Here is a 15,501-nt window from a genome sequence, read left to right on the forward strand (position 1 = left end):
AGATAGGTTATAACCAGCAACTGAATTGTCAGAATAGTGAGTATTCAAAAAGTGAATTTAGCCCAGGTAGAATTAAACTTACTGTTTATTCTCAAGAGCTTACTTGAAGAGAAGCACGTATCCAATACCGCAGTTTTGCTGAATATGAGCCAGCCCTCCGTCAGTCGGTCTTTACAAAAGCTGAGAAATTTGTTTAACGACGAGCTACTTGTGAGAACCGCTCATGGCTATGAGTTGACTCCCAAAGCCGAAGTCATCAAACAAGATCTAACCACTGTGCTAACGGGTTTAGAGAAGTTAATGCATGGTCAGTCTTTTGTTCCGGAGAAGAGTAAAGGTACGATACGCTTCTATGGTTTAGTCCCTCAAGTGACCATGTTGTTGCCTAGTGTAATTTCACGCATTCGCCAAGAAGCACCCAATATGATTGTCGATGTCGACTCTATTCCTAAAAGGCATTTTGATGGTTTGATCACGGGTGACGTGCATTTTGTGCTTTCTACCGCTTCGCCCCCAAGCTCTGAGCAAAACTTGTATCGCATGAAAGTTGCAAGCCGCGACTATCGATTCTTGATGAGCGAGTCTCATCCGTTAGCGGATGTTGAAGATTTGACGATAGACATGTTACTTGAATGCAACTTTGGCCAGATTTCTCTTCAGGGCGGCAAAACGCTGTCTATTTACCATCGGTTTGCCGAACTTGGTGTAGTGGATAAGAGCCGAAGTTTGTCGATACCCATACAGCTTTCCAATTTTAATGCAGCGCCAGCCATTGCTGAAGAGACGGATGTGATATTCCATTTGCCGACCCCATTTGCGGAAGGGGCATGTGTTGGACGTAAGCTGATCACGAAAACGGTACCCGAAGAAATTCGTCTTGATAGTGAATCGGTTTATCTCTATTGGCATAAGCGCTACCACAATGATCCGATGTGTAACTGGGTTAAGTCCTTGTTTAAAGAAATATACGGGTCCATCGAAGGTGAATGATTAAATTTTTAGTTATTCATTTTTTGCATAGTGGTAATTTACTGCCTGTATACGGGGAGACTTGTTTTAGCAAAATAAAACCTATTTAATGCGAACCATTATCATTATAACTTTCAATAATAATAACAGGTTTTAATATGTCTAAAACTACTCTGGTAGCACCAAAACCATTAGCAGTGGCGATCGGTGCACTATGCGCCTCAATGTCAGTTTTTGCTGATACAACCCCAACTAAAGTCGATGAACAAATGGTTGTGACGGCAACACGTACGCAGATGGAGCTGAAAAGCGCACCTGCGTCTATGTCCGTGATTACGGCAGAAGACATCGAGAATGATCCGGGTATTACGTTAGCGGATATCGTTGCGAACCAAACCAGTGTGGAAGCTGATTACGACAGTACGCGAGCTGGGCGTCAGCAGATTTCTATTCGTGGTATGGATTCAAAATACACCCTCATTATGGTGAATGGGCGTCGTATGAGTTCTGCGAGTGCGATTGTCCGTGGTAACGATTTCGATCTCTCTGCGATTCCAATGGACTCAATTGAACGTGTTGAAATCATCCGTGGTCCTATGTCTGCACTTTACGGTTCAGATGGCATGGGTGGTACGATCAACATCATCACTAAGTCGCCGGAAAATGACTGGAGTTCTCAGTTAAGTCTGGATAACGCGACACCAAATGACGGCAACGGCGGGCAGAAATATACGGTTGGTTTAACCACATCAGGTGCCTTAATTGATGACACATTGTTCGCGCGTTTTTCCGTTTCTCAAACCAGTCGTGATGCGTGGCAGCCATATTCAGGCACTAAGACTGCGCGAGGCGTTGAATATGATCGTTCGGATATCACGGCTTTAGAAGGGCGCGATACGTTAGCGATGTTTGGTACATTGTCATGGCACTTATCCGACACTCAGTTTATTGATTTAGACTTAGGTTATAGCAATGACGAGCGTGACACGGTTGCTGAAAGCGCAACGACGGTCTTGTCTTCAAACTCTCGAGTTCGACGTGATAGCCAGGCAATTTCACATACTGGCTTATGGTCTTGGGGTGACACACAAGTACGTTACTCACGCGAAAACGTAGAGAATATCGATGCGGCAAATGATGGTGTGGATTCCATCGAAGAACTGACACAAATTGTGGAAGCATCGGCAACAACGTATTTTGGCGATAGTCATACGTTCACGTTTGGTATGGACTACCAAAACAGTGAGCTGACTAACCCAGAAAACCTCGTGGGCAACAAAGCAGAAGCTTACCAAGGCGCTGTGTTTGCTCAGGATCAGTGGGAAATGACGGATACTTTAACCGCAACCATTGGTGGCCGTTTGGACAAGCATGAGCAATTCGGTGAAGAGTTCAGCCCGCGTGTTTACCTGGTACACCAAACCACAGATTCACTGGTTCTAAAAGGTGGAGTAGGCAAAGCATTTAAAGCGCCAACCATGACACAAAATAACCCAGACTTTAAGTTGATCAGCTGTAAAGGTAACTGTGACATTCAGGGTAATGAAGACCTGGAAGCAGAGACCAGCATCAACTATGAGCTTTCTGCACTGTACAGTGCTCGTAACTGGGATATTGAAACGGCGTTATTCCGTAACGAGGTTGAAAACCTGATTGAGCAAACCGATGTGTTCTGTGAAACAGGAACGTGGTCAAGCTCTGTTATGAGTTGTATCGACGAGAATGGTGACCCAATTGATCGTGAGCTTTCTAACCCATACAAGTCATTTAAAAACGTCTCAAAAGCCGTTATCCAAGGGGTTGAGCTGTCAGGCAACATTCAGCTTTCTGATCAGTGGGCAATGTCGGGTAACTACACGTACCTGGATACAGAAGACAAGTCGACCGGTGAAGAGCTGAATGAGCGCTACAAGCACTCGGCATTTGCTCGCCTGAACTGGTACCCAACCAAAGACTTGGATCTGTTTGCGAGCGCTCGTTACCGTGGTGAACGTAAGATTGACTCTGAGCTGACTCAAGACTCTTACACAACGTTAGATATGGGTACGGTATATCATGTGAACGATTCACTGCGCATTCGCGCGGGTATCACCAATCTAACTGATGAGAGTGTCTCGAAAGAGCTTGAAGACATTGGTTATGTTGAAGCGCCACGTACTTACTATGTTGGTATGACAGCAGATTTCTAACCAGAAACTCAAATGATAAAGGGGCGTCGCAGTTTGCACTGTGACGCCCCTTTTCTTTTCCTATTCAGATATTAACTAGCCTGAGTTACTTCATCGGCTATGTGCTCTGTAGGTAGGGATGAACTGAATCCTCGCAGGATATTCATCAATGTAATTGCAGTAAACAGTGCGATGACCAGTGACAGGTGCCACGCCTCACTCAAACCGAACTGGACTAACGTCAAACTCACCAGAGAAGAAGCGATCATTTGGCCACCACCGGACATTGCTGCGGCCGTTCCTGCTTGTTCCTTATAAGGTTGCATGACCAAAGCCTGAGCACACGGCAAAGCAATACCGTTACCCAATATCATCAGTAGTTGCCCCAGCATCAAATACAACGGCTCTACCGGACAGAAGAACAACCATATCGCCGCACTGATATGCAACACCGGCGTACATAGCAGCATCTTTTTGTTGCCAATGATCGGGCGGGCGCGGTTACAAATGGTTGTTCCGCCCAGCATACCCAGAGCGGGAATAAGTGCCCACATCGCGTATTCATCGGAAGTCATACCGATTTGATCCTGCATAATAAACGGCATGACAGACACGGTTGTGATCATCAAACTGAAGTTAAGCCAACTTATGCTAGCAAAGCTCATGAAGTAACGTGAGGTGAGTAGATTTCGGTACTGGCGTAACATCGTCTTAGGTGACGGAATGGAAGAACGCTTTGAAATTGTCTCGGTGAAGCGAAATGCAATGATTACCCAGGCGATCGACACATAACCTAACAACGAAATAAACACCATACTCCAGCCGAAATGGAAGTTGATAAAACCACCAATAACGGGTGCCATCAGAGGTGTGATAGAAGCTGCCATCGCAATGTAAGACATCGCGACCGGAAGTTCGCTACCGCTAAAGCGATCACGGGTAGAAGCTCGGGCTAATACAGCGCAGCAGCCAGTACCTAATCCTTGCAGAAAACGCCCCATGACCATGCCAGTAAAAGTCTGGCTCATAAATATGATCATCAGTAGCCCTGACATGGCAATCAGCAGTCCGGTTAACAAGACTTTTTTTCTGCCTAAAGCATCGGATATGGGGCCATAGATAAACTGGGACGGGCCAAAACCAAGTAAGTAAATACTTACTAATAGCTGAGCTTGGTCGAGTGAAATCGAGAAGTCTTTTGCTATCCATGGCAAAGATGGCATCACCAATCCCATACTCAGCTGACCGACACTGATAATCAGGCAGGCGAGTAAAATGGAACGAAAGTTAATGGCATTCTTCATGATGATTCACCATTTGAAAGACCAGATCTTCCACGTGTTCTCATTCCGCCCTCATCGTCAAACTCATTCAGTTTGGCTTTGACGCGTTTTACTGTCGATAAGCTGACATCACACTGCTGAGCAACACTGTGTAGCGTGTTACCTTCAAGCAGTAGTGTTGCGATTTGTTGATGCTTGGCTTTGTCTGCAGGGCGACCGCGAAATTTTTGTTTCCATCTATCGGGCTCACCTTTAATCGCACGTCGACCTTGCTCTGCGGCAAACAAGCGATGCTGGGTTTGTACTTTTCCGTAACCAGACAGCAAGGTGGTCAAGGTCTTGGTTTCAACCGATCCTGGCTCGAAACAAAGTGGCTCGCACACCGTTTTCAGTGTCACGTTTTTATTTAGTAATAGCTCGATGGTATTGAGTGACTGACTGAAATCACGTCCAAAAGTCGTTAGCCACCAAATGATGATGGTATCGCCAGGTTTGATGATTTCGAGTAATTGTTGGAATGACTCACGCTCGGTCGGTGGTATGCAGCCACGCGCTTTGTCTTCAAAATGTTGCGCGTCAGGAGCCGCCGCTTTCAAAATTGATAGGTTCTCGCTGTAAGCACGATTTCGAGGCGAATAGCGAGAATAGAGGTAGGTTGTCATGATGGTTTGCCTCGTAAAGAATTTGGTTCATATAATGTAATGGTTCATAAATATACGCTGGTTCATTAATACTTACAACACCAAATGAACCAAAGATAAGGAAACCAGCAGAAATAAAAAAAGCCAGTCAAAAAATTTTTGACTGGCTTGGTATTAAAACCTAATGGCAGGGGGGGCCGTATTTCATCTTATCTATCTCCTCATTTCTCTGGGGCGAGAAATGAGATAGGGCAGTGGTTAACTAAGAGACGAAACGTTTAAGCGGTTGCTTGCTTATTCTGTTTTGCCTTTTCACGCATGCCCAATACGACGGTCAGGGCAAATGCGGTGATGAAAGAGATAATCATGCCAATGATGTAGTAGCTTATTTTGTCTGGTGAGATAGAGATAATGCCAGGTAAGCCTGCTGCACCAAGTGCTTGCGCTTTCACGTTAAATAGGGTGATAAACGCACTCGCAACGGCTGAGCCTACGATTGCTGCTAAGAACGGGTAGCGAAGCTTCAGGTTCACACCGAACATTGCTGGCTCGGTAATACCCAATAACCCAGTGATACCAGATGGGACAGCGATGCCTTTCATTTTCGTATCGCGCGTTGTGAAACCTACCGCTAATGCAGCTGCGCCTTGAGCGACATTCGACATGGCAGCAATAGGGAAAATAAATGTACCGCCGGTGGTTGCGATGTCTGCCAATAGCTGAGTTTCAATTGCGATGAAGCTGTGGTGCATACCGGTAATAACAAATGGAGCGTAGATAAAGCCAAACAGAGCGCCACCAACAAAACCAGCCGAATCGTATAGCCAGTTCAGACCATCACCCAGCATAAAGCCAAGGTCACGAGTAAACGGACCGACCAAAGTGAACGTCACAAAGCCAGTAATAAAGATAGCCAGCATTGGGGTTAGCAAGTTATCCAATACGGACGGGATAATTTTACGCAGGCCAAGTTCGACTTTTGCCAGAATAAACGCAGACACCAAAACAGGGAGTACTGAGCCTTGGTAGCCGACTTTTTGGATCTCCAAGCCCAGAATATTCCAAGTTGGGACCGTGCCCGAAACCGATGCACTGCCGAAGCCCCAGCCATTCAGTAAGTCTGGGTGAACCATCAGCATGCCAAGTGCAGCACCCAAGAATGGGTTACCACCAAATTTCTTCGAAGCAGAAAACGCCAATAAAACAGGTAAATAAACAAAAGGCGCGTTGGCGAATGTGTTGATCATGCTCGCTAGGTCTGCCAGGCCTGGGTACGCTTCGATGATCGACTGACCTTCAATAAACAAACCTTGTGCGGTAAGCAGATTGAAAAGACCCATAAGCAGACCGCCGGCAACGATCGCGGGGATGATTGGAACAAAAATATCCGACAGTCCTTTCACTGCACGTTGAACGATATTTTGTTTCTGAGCACCTGCTGACGCGACGTCGTTGGTAGACATTTCGGCCAGGCCAGTCTGTTTCGCCATTTCGGCGTAAACCTGGTTTACAATGCCAGAGCCGAAAATAATCTGATACTGACCAGCAACTTTGAACTGACCTTTAACCCCGTCTAATTCGCCTATGGCTTCTTCATTGACTTTTTCTTCGTCTTTTAGCGCTAAGCGTAGACGCGTAGCGCAGTGAGCAAGGGCTTGTAGGTTATCTTTACCGCCTAAGTGCTCTAGTAATTGTTTTGCTATGACTGGATAGTTCATTGCACACCCCGATTGGTATTACTGAAATTTAAAATGTATCCAAGTGCTATCGCCAATATTACAGATTGATTATTGTTACTGAATCACCTGTTTTACCACTCGTTCTCGAGGGGATGTTTGACTTTATAATACTCAAGCCCACTTGTGTTTGTGGTCTGAGTACCTATCAGCACCTGATTTATCGTTTTTGTATTTTTGGGAACGTTTGCAAAATGGATTTTTGATGATTATTCACAAGTGGTCAAAACAAAAGACTGAAATGTGTGAGTGTGATCCCCATATTCGTCAACAAAATTCCGCTTAACGAGGGTAAAATCACGTTAATTGACTAGGGATACAGAGCGCTTTCTGCAAACAATCCCAATAAATAAGTGGAATAGGGGCAATATGGCAAGTTTGCACGACGTTGCGCGTTTGGCTGGTGTGTCGAAATCCACCGTATCTCGCGTGATAAACAACGAGTATGGGGTAAAAGAAGCCACCAAAGTGAAAGTACGTAAAGCGGTGGAAGAATGTGGTTACGTAGTGAATCAGGTTGCTAAGGATCTCAAATCGCAGAAGACAAACCTTATTGGTGTGATCGTACCGCGCGTGTCTTCTCACGCTATTTCTCAGGGTGTTGATGGGTTGACTGCTGTTATTGAACGGTCCGGAAAACACGTCTTGTTAGCCAATACACATCAGATTTATGAAAAAGAAGTTGAGTATATTCAGATCTTTAATCAAAAAAGGGTCGAAGGAATCATACTCTATGCAACGCACCTAGATGCGAAACTAGTGAAAGCAATTCAACAGTCTAATGTACCTGTTGTTCTGGTGGGGCAAGATGGCTCTCTGCATAATGTACCAAGTGTTGTCCATGACGATGTACGTGTTGGTTTTGAAGCGGGTAACCGCCTGATTGCAGCAGGTTGCCAGCATGTCGCTTTCATTGGTGTTCAGGGCGATGACATCGCGGTTGATGCACAGCGTTCGCAGGGACTTGAGCAGGCTTTAGCCTTTCATCAACAATCATTGCTCGTCCATGCCAGAGGCGACTTCACCATAGAGTCAGGCTATCAGCAAGCGCAAGAGTTGATCAGAACCTATCCAGAAGTCGATGGACTGTTTTGTGCGACTGACCGTATCGCCGTTGGTGCTGTTAAGGCACTGCGTGAAATGGGTATAAAGGTCGGTGAACAAGTACGTGTATTGGGTGTTGGTAATGATGAACTGTCGAGCATCAGTATTCCGAGTTTATCTACTTTCAACTATGCCTTTGATAAGGCGGGGGAAAATGCCGCGAAAATGTTGCTTGAACGTATTGAAGGCCGTGGTGAAGAGATGAGCAAAGTGGTGCTGACGTTCCAAAACATCGAACGTGAAACGTGCTAGATGGAAACACCCTTTTAGGGAACGTTCCCCTAAGCTGAAAATAAAAAAACCGATGCCATTCAATACATCGGTTTTTTTATTGTTATTTCATCCAAACAAACGCTTATTCTGCTGAAGGTTTAGCTTTCGAGTTCGGCTGGTAATGTAATATCACCATTGACGTCGGTGAAAGCAGTACTTCGCCTTCAGCGTGGCCTGGATTTAAGTTGCGTACATTGGTATCACAAATCGTTATCCAGTTTTGCTTGCGATCATTTGGCAACTTAAAGCGCGCAGTCGCATTGGTTTGGTTGATTAAGTACACCAACTCTTGCCCGTCTTTGCCGATCCCAAGGTGAAGTGCCACAGAGCTAAGACGGTTCCAGTCATCATGCTCCATTAAGTGGCCATCAGTTCTTCGCCAGAAAATACGATTGTTATTGCGGCTGTCACCACTGAACGAACGAATAAATGGCACCATGTATTTCTTACGATTGGCAACCATTTGCGACATCCAGACTTTGAAATGTTGTTTACGCTCTGTTTGGCTCCAGTTTAACCAACTGGTTTCGTTGTCCTGACAGTAGGCATTGTTATTGCCTCCCTGTGTATGAGACAGCACATCAGCGGTTAGGATGTGAGGAATGCCGAATGAAAACAACAAGCTCGCGACCAGATTACGTTTCTGCTTTTCGCGAGTCGCAATGATCATCAAGTTTTCCGTCTCACCTTCTACACCGTAGTTTTCTGAGCGGTTATCACCGTGTCCATCTCGGTTCTCTTCGCCATTGGCTTCATTGTGCTTGTGTTTGTACGACACCAGGTCTTGCAGAGTGAAGCCATCATGGTAAGTGATGTAGTTGACGGTCAGCTTGTAAGGCCAATTTGCAGCGCTATAGATATCTCGCGAACCCATCAGGCGAGTCGCGAACTCTTTCAAGTAGCCTTGATCGCCGCGCCAGAAGCTACGAGAGATGTCACGCAGCTTATCGTTACATTCATTCCAGCCAAAGGGGAAGTTACCCACTTGGTAGCCGTTAGGGCCGATATCCCAAGGCTCTGCGATTAACTTGGTTTCACGAAGAATAGGATCCTGTGCCACTGCTTTGAAAAATGCCGCTTCAGGGTTGTAATTGTCTCCCTGACGGCCAAGTGTGGCGGCCAAATCGAAGCGGAAACCATCCACTTTGAATTCACTAACCCAGTAACGAAGCGTATCCATCACTAAGTTTAGAGCCGGTTGATAAGTGAGATCGACGGTATTGCCACAGCCAGTATAGTTCGCAAAGTGGGTGCCATGCTTAATGTAAAAACGTGAATCCAAGGCTTTGAGGTTGAAAATTGTTGGGCCTTCGCCGCCTTCAGCAGTGTGGTTATAGACCACATCAAGAATGACTTCGATCCCGTTTTTATGAAGCTCACGAATGGTTGTTTTTAGCTCTGTAACCGCGTCCTTTTTCGCATAGCGGGGATCGGGGGTCATGAACAGGTAGGGATTATAGCCCCAGTAGTTCGCTTTCTTCATTTCGAGTAAATGGGGCTCGTGCATACACGCGGCGATAGGTAGCAACTGCAACGTGTTAATGTTCTGCTGCTTATAGAAAGCCAACATCTCTGGTGTAGACAAGCCGAGATAATGTCCTTTCTTGGCGGCATCAACTTTGGGGTGAAGTTGAGTGAGACCTTTTACGTGGGTCTCGAATAGCACCATTTCTTCTCTTGGGATTCGCGGGTGTTCCGTTTTCTGCCAGTCAAAATCATCTTTGATAACCACACACTTTGGCATATCAAAGCTTTTCTTTGCAGAGTAAGGAGGTTGGTAATGGAGCGCCTTATCGATTGACTTCGCGTAAGGGTCCGAGATGAGCAGCGGTTCATCATTATGGGAGACGATGTAGCCGTACTTCTGACCAGCCTTAACTTTTGGAATAAAGGTGTGCCGTATACCGGCGTATTCGCCTGGTAGGTCGTGCAGCGTGTACTTGTCGTCGTCGGAAAACAACGCCAGTTTTATGTCTTTATTCTCGGGCGAGTGAATAGAGAAGTTACAGCCTTCTTTATTCAATGTTGCACCCAAGGGGTATGGGCGAGATCGAAATTGCGTCATCTGAGATTCTTTATTTAATAATTATTGCTACCTATAGGAAACTATAAGTTAAAAACTTTGTCTTACTAAGGTCAACAGCCTTAATTACAAAACAAGATAAAATATTCATGTAATTTAATTACTTTAAATATTCACTTTTGTGTTTAAAATTTGATCCTCCTATCATTTTGTACGAGTCCATAAATAAAAATACTTACGGACTACGCCCTATATCCGTGATATAGCTAGATGAAACGACATACGGTATATTTTCTACGCCTTTCTCATCCCCCTTAATTTAGTTTAGGGCGGAGGAAGTCATCCTTGTACGCCTCGGGTAATCTCGATTCTGTTGAAACAAACGGGGACTTGTTCCCATCTTACCTCTCTTTCTCTAGGTGAAGTTAAACTGCCTTTTATTCATCTTTAGAGCGAGCAGGGAAGACAGAATTATAAATACCCTTAATGGAGTTAAGAATGAAAAAAGTAAGTGTAATTGCTGCAGCAGTGGCTGCTTCTTTAGCTGCTGGCTCTGCATTCGCAGTGGATTTTCATGGTTACATGCGTGCTGGTGTTGGCGTGAGTGGTGACGGTGGCCAACAAGTAACATTTGAAAAGAACAAAATTGGTCGTCTTGGTAACGAAGGCGATATCTACGGTGAAGTACAACTAGGCCAAGAAGTTTACAACAACAACGGTAAAACGTTCTACGTAGACTCTATGGTTGCAATGACTTCTAACGGCTCTAATGACTGGGAAAGTACTTCTACTAACTGTGGTTTAAACGACGCTGGCGACGCAGTTGAGTGTGTTGATGATGCACAGTTCGCTCTACGTCAGTTCAACGTACAAGCGAAAGGCCTGCTAAACTTCGCTCCTGAAGCAACACTTTGGGCAGGTAAGCGCTTCTACCAACGTCACGACGTTCATATCTCTGACTTCTACTACTGGAACATCTCTGGCGCTGGCGCGGGTATCGAAGGTATCGAAGCTGGCCCTGGTAAACTATCTTTCGCATGGGTTCGTAACGACCGTTCAGACATCACTGATGAAGGTAACGACGGCGATGCAGCAAACGTTAACACGCTAGACCTTCGCTACGCAGGCCTTTCTCTATGGTCAAATGCGTCTCTAGAAATGGGTCTGGATTACGCAATCGTAAACGAAACTGAAGATGCGTCTAACAGCACTAAAGATGCGAAAAACGGCGTTATGGTTACTGCTGAGTTGACTCAAGGTCTAGACTCTGGCTTTAACAAAACAGTATTCCAATACGGTACTGAAGGTTACTCTAAAGCATTCGCATTCTACGGCGATGGTAGCTGGTACGGTGCAGAAGCTAACGACGGTGCAGACGGCTACCGTATCATCAACTGGGGTGTAATTGGCCTAGGCGACAACTGGGAACTTGGTCACCAGTTAGTGTACGGTGTTGGTAACGACATGTGGGATGGTCAAGACAAGTGGGAAACATTCTCTGTAGTTGCTCGCCCAATGTTCAAATGGGATGAAAACAACAAGACTATCTTCGAAGCGGGTTACGCAATCGACGATAACGATGGTTTCGAAAGCACTTACGGTAAGATGACTGTTGCTCAAGCTTGGTCTGCTGGCTCTAGCTTCTGGGCTCGTCCAGAAATCCGTCTATACGCGACTTACCTAACAGCTGACGACGACAACGATACGCAAAAATTTGACGGCGGTCGTTCAGACGATACATTCCAATTTGGTGTACAAGCTGAAGCTTGGTGGTAATCATCTAGCCACTAAGTCCTAAATTGTCCTAGAATGATACAGCCAGAACCTATCTGGCTGTATTTATTTCAAAAACAATAAAAAAGTCGAGGTAGACAGTAATGAGAAAATGGCTTGCTCCCGTACTGCTGGGCATGTTGGCGTCTGGCTGTGCGTCTGTAGAACAAGTAGAGATGACTTCTAATGACCAGCAACAGGTGATCACCCAGTCTGGTGATATTCAATGGGTACCGCTTGATGTACCTGTGGTTACTGATTTTGCTTTGACTGATAAAAGCCAAATGCTACTGGATGGTAACAGCGCAGGCGCTATCGCCGCGTTTGCACTTCCGGGAAACCGTGGCAGTCTCGATTTACAACTAGAGACATTCGTTAGCACTGATCTTCAATTTTACGCTCCAAATGTAATCGTGGTTAATGCGGACGGAAAAACCGTTTATTCAGCAGATTTTTCAAAGTTTGAGTACGTACCTGCAAAAATGTTGGATAACGACAAATTCGTACTCGATCTCAATGTTATTCCTGACATGAGTGGTAATGACCTTCATGTGTTGATTTACACCACTTCCGAAGATTTGAAAGGAAGTACTCAGATTCTGCATCCGGCGAAAGCCTATGCTAAAGCGCGTCATACTCAGCCGCCAGATATTGCTGATCCATTTGCAAAGCACAGCCCTCTTGGTCAGTTCCGTCTATCGGTAACTGCAAATGATATCGTTACGACTAAGATTGTCGCGAAAAACGATAATATTCCAGAAGGTGCGGAATTAACCGGTTACTACCACCGTGCAATTGAAAGAGCAGTAGCCGAAGACAATATTCCTAAAGCCTTAACCTTGCTCGATGAAGCGAAAGAGTTAGGTATAGAAGGCGCGCAAGATGTATTTGTTAAAGCGGTAAATAGCAAATAATCGAATTTAAAAGGCCAGTGCAATGCTGGCCTTTTAAATAATAAATTAACGTTTAAATATTTACCCCTACATACAGTTACCTCATTCACATATTTATTTTTATCATTTTGTTTTTAATACTAATTAGAGTAATAATTAAACAATATTCCTAACCTGACTTTATGCTCGGGGGAATATACCTATCCAAGTAAATAAGCTCAGCAGGATAAAGTTTTATTACCTCATGCATGAGGGAATCTCAATATTAAACTTTCTCTGTTCTAACGAGCTTTACTAATTAAAAAGGAATGACGTGAATATGAAGATGATGAAGACTTCTCTTGCTGCTGCCTTACTTGTTGCTTTAGTTGGTTGTCAATCTACCTCTGAGTCTGAAACGGCTGCGCAGCCTGTTATGAATATGTCTGATGCGGAAGCGATTGCATTCATGCAGGCTTGTGATAACCCAGATAGTGCAGATAAAGGACCAATTAAGAAACCGTTATTTGTCGTTGGTACATTTGCAGATTCTGACTGGAAACATGTGCCTCAGCGTCAATATAATTACAAAGGAAATAATATCTACCAAGCTGTGACTCAAGAAAAATCAGGCTCATTTAAAATGCAGTATGCAACAGAGTTATGGTTCCCTCAGTTTACGGCTAAAGGCAATCGAATGAATGTTGGCGAATTAACGCCATTAACATTTGGTGGTTACGGTACAGATACTTCAGTTGATATTAAAGAAGACGGGAAATATGTCTGGAGCCTTCAGTTTGAAGGGGAAGGTAAACCTCTTCATGTCATGGTAAATAAGTGCCAGTAATATTCTATTAAGTTAGTTTAATTTTGATTTTTATTTAATTAGCCCCGGCATGTGAAAAATGCTGGGGCTAATTTTTTGGGAGATTATACGTGAATAAACGACTATATCGGTCTTTACTGGCCTTAGCCGTAACAGGCGCTCTATCGGGCTGCAATTCATCTGATGGTGATAACGGAGCACCTTTACCCGAAGTCAGTAACTATGCTTGCCAGACAAATGTATTGAAGCAAAGTAATCAGCTTCGGACTTATCAGATCATGGTTGAAAGCTTTGTTGATGGTGATACGAGTATTGGTTATTCCACGGGATATGGCACCAGTCATCACAATGGTGATCTGCAAGGTATTATTGATTCACTGGACTACATTCAAAGCTTGGGGATGAATGCAATTTGGCTAACGCCGATTTTTGAGTCTGAAGCCATTGATGGGCAAGATGACTGGGCTGATCGTCTGGATGCCACTGGGTACTATGCAACGGATTACTTTACGATAGATCCACACTTTGGTGATTTAGAAACCGCAAGAACGCTGGTGGAAGAAGCACACAGACGAGGCTTGTATGTCTTTTTTGATGGTGTGTTTGGTCACCATAAAGCGGGGTTAATTAAACCTTCTCCATCCGGCTTGCTACCATCAGGATCAAATAACCCTGTTGATTATCCACAGAGCCTTGAATTTTATAAAGAAGTGGCGACTTATTGGATCAACGAGCTCAAGATAGACGGATGGCGTTTAGATCAGGCGTATCAGGTCCCGACCGACGCCTGGACACAACTGCGTAAAGCGGTGGATCAAGCCTCGCAAAACGTGACATACACCAACAGTGACGGTGAACAGGTGAACCCTCTTGGCTACATGGTGGCGGAAATCTGGAAAGGGGAATCAGATATAGCAGATGAAGCCTATGGCACAGAAAGTGATCCTGCCTTGTGTTCTGCTTTTGATTTTCCGATGCGTTACCGTATTGTCGAAACGTTAGCCGTAAACGAAAGTGGTGTGGGCGGCAGAGGCGTCGACTGGCTGGATAATGGTTACCTTACGCATCAACAGTACCCAAGCCATGCACAACCTAACTTAATGATAGGCAACCATGATTTAGTGCGTTTTGGTGATCTATTGCAACGGGGTGGGATTGCGGATGTAAACGATGCGGAATATTGGTTACGCCATAAAGCGGCATTTGCTTTCCAGGCGGCTTACTCGGGACCAATCACTTTGTATTACGGAGACGAAATTGGCGACCAAGTCGATGGTTTTGCTGCAAAAGAAGACATCAATACTTGTGCTTTGGCGGGATTATGTGATGACCACGTTGCCAGAAGCAGCGCGAAAATTGAAGGTATTACCGCAACTTTAGATGCTAATCAGTCTGATCTTAAAAGTTATGTTCAATCTCTGATGACAATTCGTGCTGCGCACCCTGCGTTATATGAAGGTTCACGCGCTAACCTGTTGTCGAGTAACGGCAGCTATGTCGACTTAAAGACAGCTGGTACCGATCAGGTATTGTTTGCGTTGAACACGCTAGAAAGTGCAAAAAACGTAATACTGAGTGAGGAATCGGTAGGGAGTAATAGTGCTCTAGTGGATCTGTTAACCAACGAGACCATCACGTCAAGCAATGGACAGTATCTAATCCCGATGTCGCCGTTACAAGCTCGATTCTTTACCGTCTCTGAATAAAACTTCTGGACCCTTTTCTCTGAAGCCAAGTGCGATTGCCTATCTGAAAAGGCACCCTTGGCTTTTTAATTGACTGCTCACGTGGGAATCCCAGCCAAATAAACAATGGGTTATATGGGCTTATAAA

The 15,501-nt window shown here is 44.9% G+C and carries 11 protein-coding genes; 7 read left to right on the forward strand and 4 right to left on the reverse strand.

Going from position 1 to position 15,501, the window contains the following annotated elements; translation table 11 throughout:
• The first annotated feature begins 51 nt into the window (after positions 1-51).
• Together VER99_RS19135 and VER99_RS19140 are read left to right on the forward strand one after the other, a co-directional pair.
• Positions 52-990 carry a LysR family transcriptional regulator gene (locus tag VER99_RS19135; protein WP_024372640.1) on the forward strand — a complete coding sequence of 313 codons (939 nt, stop codon included), beginning with the start codon at positions 52-54 and terminating at the stop codon, positions 988-990.
• 137 nt (positions 991-1,127) lie between these two features.
• Positions 1,128-3,158 carry a TonB-dependent receptor domain-containing protein gene (locus VER99_RS19140; RefSeq protein WP_020333489.1) on the forward strand — a complete coding sequence of 677 codons (2,031 nt, stop codon included), beginning with the start codon at positions 1,128-1,130 and terminating at the stop codon, positions 3,156-3,158.
• A gap of 71 nt (positions 3,159-3,229) precedes the next feature.
• On the opposite strand, the gene VER99_RS19145 is transcribed toward VER99_RS19140, so the two are convergent.
• The 3 genes from VER99_RS19145 to VER99_RS19155 all read right to left on the reverse strand — a co-directional run bounded on the left by VER99_RS19145 (position 3,230) and on the right by VER99_RS19155 (position 6,779).
• Positions 3,230-4,441, reverse strand: a complete 1,212-nt coding sequence (locus VER99_RS19145; RefSeq protein WP_020333488.1) for a multidrug effflux MFS transporter — start codon at positions 4,439-4,441, stop codon at positions 3,230-3,232.
• Complete coding sequence (locus VER99_RS19150) at positions 4,438-5,082, reverse strand: recombinase family protein (RefSeq protein ID WP_014235005.1); 645 nt, start codon at positions 5,080-5,082, stop codon at positions 4,438-4,440. The genes VER99_RS19145 and VER99_RS19150 overlap by 4 nt, the downstream gene beginning before the upstream one ends.
• A 257-nt stretch (positions 5,083-5,339) precedes the next feature.
• Positions 5,340-6,779, reverse strand: a complete 1,440-nt coding sequence (locus VER99_RS19155; RefSeq protein ID WP_014235004.1) for a sucrose-specific PTS transporter subunit IIBC — start codon at positions 6,777-6,779, stop codon at positions 5,340-5,342.
• Between the two features lie 387 nt (positions 6,780-7,166).
• Between VER99_RS19155 and VER99_RS19160 the strand changes: the two genes are divergently transcribed.
• Positions 7,167-8,153, forward strand: a complete 987-nt coding sequence (locus tag VER99_RS19160; RefSeq protein WP_020333486.1) for a LacI family DNA-binding transcriptional regulator — start codon at positions 7,167-7,169, stop codon at positions 8,151-8,153.
• Between the two features lie 103 nt (positions 8,154-8,256).
• Here the strand turns inward: VER99_RS19160 and glgX are convergent, their stop codons facing one another.
• Positions 8,257-10,239, reverse strand: coding sequence for a glycogen debranching protein GlgX (gene glgX, locus VER99_RS19165; protein WP_020333485.1), 1,983 nt, complete (start codon positions 10,237-10,239; stop codon positions 8,257-8,259).
• A gap of 456 nt (positions 10,240-10,695) precedes the next feature.
• Here glgX and VER99_RS19170 point away from each other — a divergent pair, with 456 nt between their 5' ends.
• The 4 genes from VER99_RS19170 to VER99_RS19185 all read left to right on the forward strand — a co-directional run bounded on the left by VER99_RS19170 (position 10,696) and on the right by VER99_RS19185 (position 15,374).
• Entirely contained in the window at positions 10,696-11,973 is a 1,278-nt protein-coding gene (locus tag VER99_RS19170; protein ID WP_014235001.1) for a maltoporin, read from the forward strand.
• Between the two features lie 101 nt (positions 11,974-12,074).
• The gene (locus VER99_RS19175; protein ID WP_014235000.1) at positions 12,075-12,884 is read left to right on the forward strand and encodes a MalM family protein; all 810 of its coding nucleotides are present in this window, start codon (positions 12,075-12,077) and stop codon (positions 12,882-12,884) included.
• Positions 12,885-13,182: 298 nt separating this feature from the next.
• A complete protein-coding gene (locus tag VER99_RS19180; RefSeq protein WP_014234999.1) occupies positions 13,183-13,689 on the forward strand; it encodes a hypothetical protein in 507 nt (168 codons plus the stop codon).
• Between the two features lie 89 nt (positions 13,690-13,778).
• Positions 13,779-15,374: an alpha-amylase family glycosyl hydrolase gene (locus VER99_RS19185; RefSeq protein WP_020333484.1), complete on the forward strand. Its 1,596-nt coding sequence runs from the start codon at positions 13,779-13,781 to the stop codon at positions 15,372-15,374.
• Positions 15,375-15,501: the final 127 nt, after the last annotated feature.

The sequence above is a fragment of the Vibrio natriegens NBRC 15636 = ATCC 14048 = DSM 759 genome (assembly GCF_035621455.1).
Taxonomy (GTDB): Bacteria; Pseudomonadota; Gammaproteobacteria; order Enterobacterales; family Vibrionaceae; genus Vibrio; species Vibrio natriegens.

What these genes read in the sequence shown, in the direction of transcription:
- VER99_RS19175 (WP_014235000.1), top strand. Translation starts at nt 12,075, where the DNA reads ATGAGAAAATGGCTTGCTCCCGTACTGCTGGGCATGTTGGCGTCTGGC.
- VER99_RS19155 (WP_014235004.1), bottom strand. Translation starts at nt 6,779, where the DNA reads ATGAACTATCCAGTCATAGCAAAACAATTACTAGAGCACTTAGGCGGT.
- VER99_RS19140 (WP_020333489.1), top strand. Translation starts at nt 1,128, where the DNA reads ATGTCTAAAACTACTCTGGTAGCACCAAAACCATTAGCAGTGGCGATC.
- VER99_RS19160 (WP_020333486.1), top strand. Translation starts at nt 7,167, where the DNA reads ATGGCAAGTTTGCACGACGTTGCGCGTTTGGCTGGTGTGTCGAAATCC.
- VER99_RS19170 (WP_014235001.1), top strand. Translation starts at nt 10,696, where the DNA reads ATGAAAAAAGTAAGTGTAATTGCTGCAGCAGTGGCTGCTTCTTTAGCT.
- VER99_RS19150 (WP_014235005.1), bottom strand. Translation starts at nt 5,082, where the DNA reads ATGACAACCTACCTCTATTCTCGCTATTCGCCTCGAAATCGTGCTTAC.
- VER99_RS19180 (WP_014234999.1), top strand. Translation starts at nt 13,183, where the DNA reads ATGAAGATGATGAAGACTTCTCTTGCTGCTGCCTTACTTGTTGCTTTA.
- VER99_RS19145 (WP_020333488.1), bottom strand. Translation starts at nt 4,441, where the DNA reads ATGAAGAATGCCATTAACTTTCGTTCCATTTTACTCGCCTGCCTGATT.
- glgX (WP_020333485.1), bottom strand. Translation starts at nt 10,239, where the DNA reads ATGACGCAATTTCGATCTCGCCCATACCCCTTGGGTGCAACATTGAAT.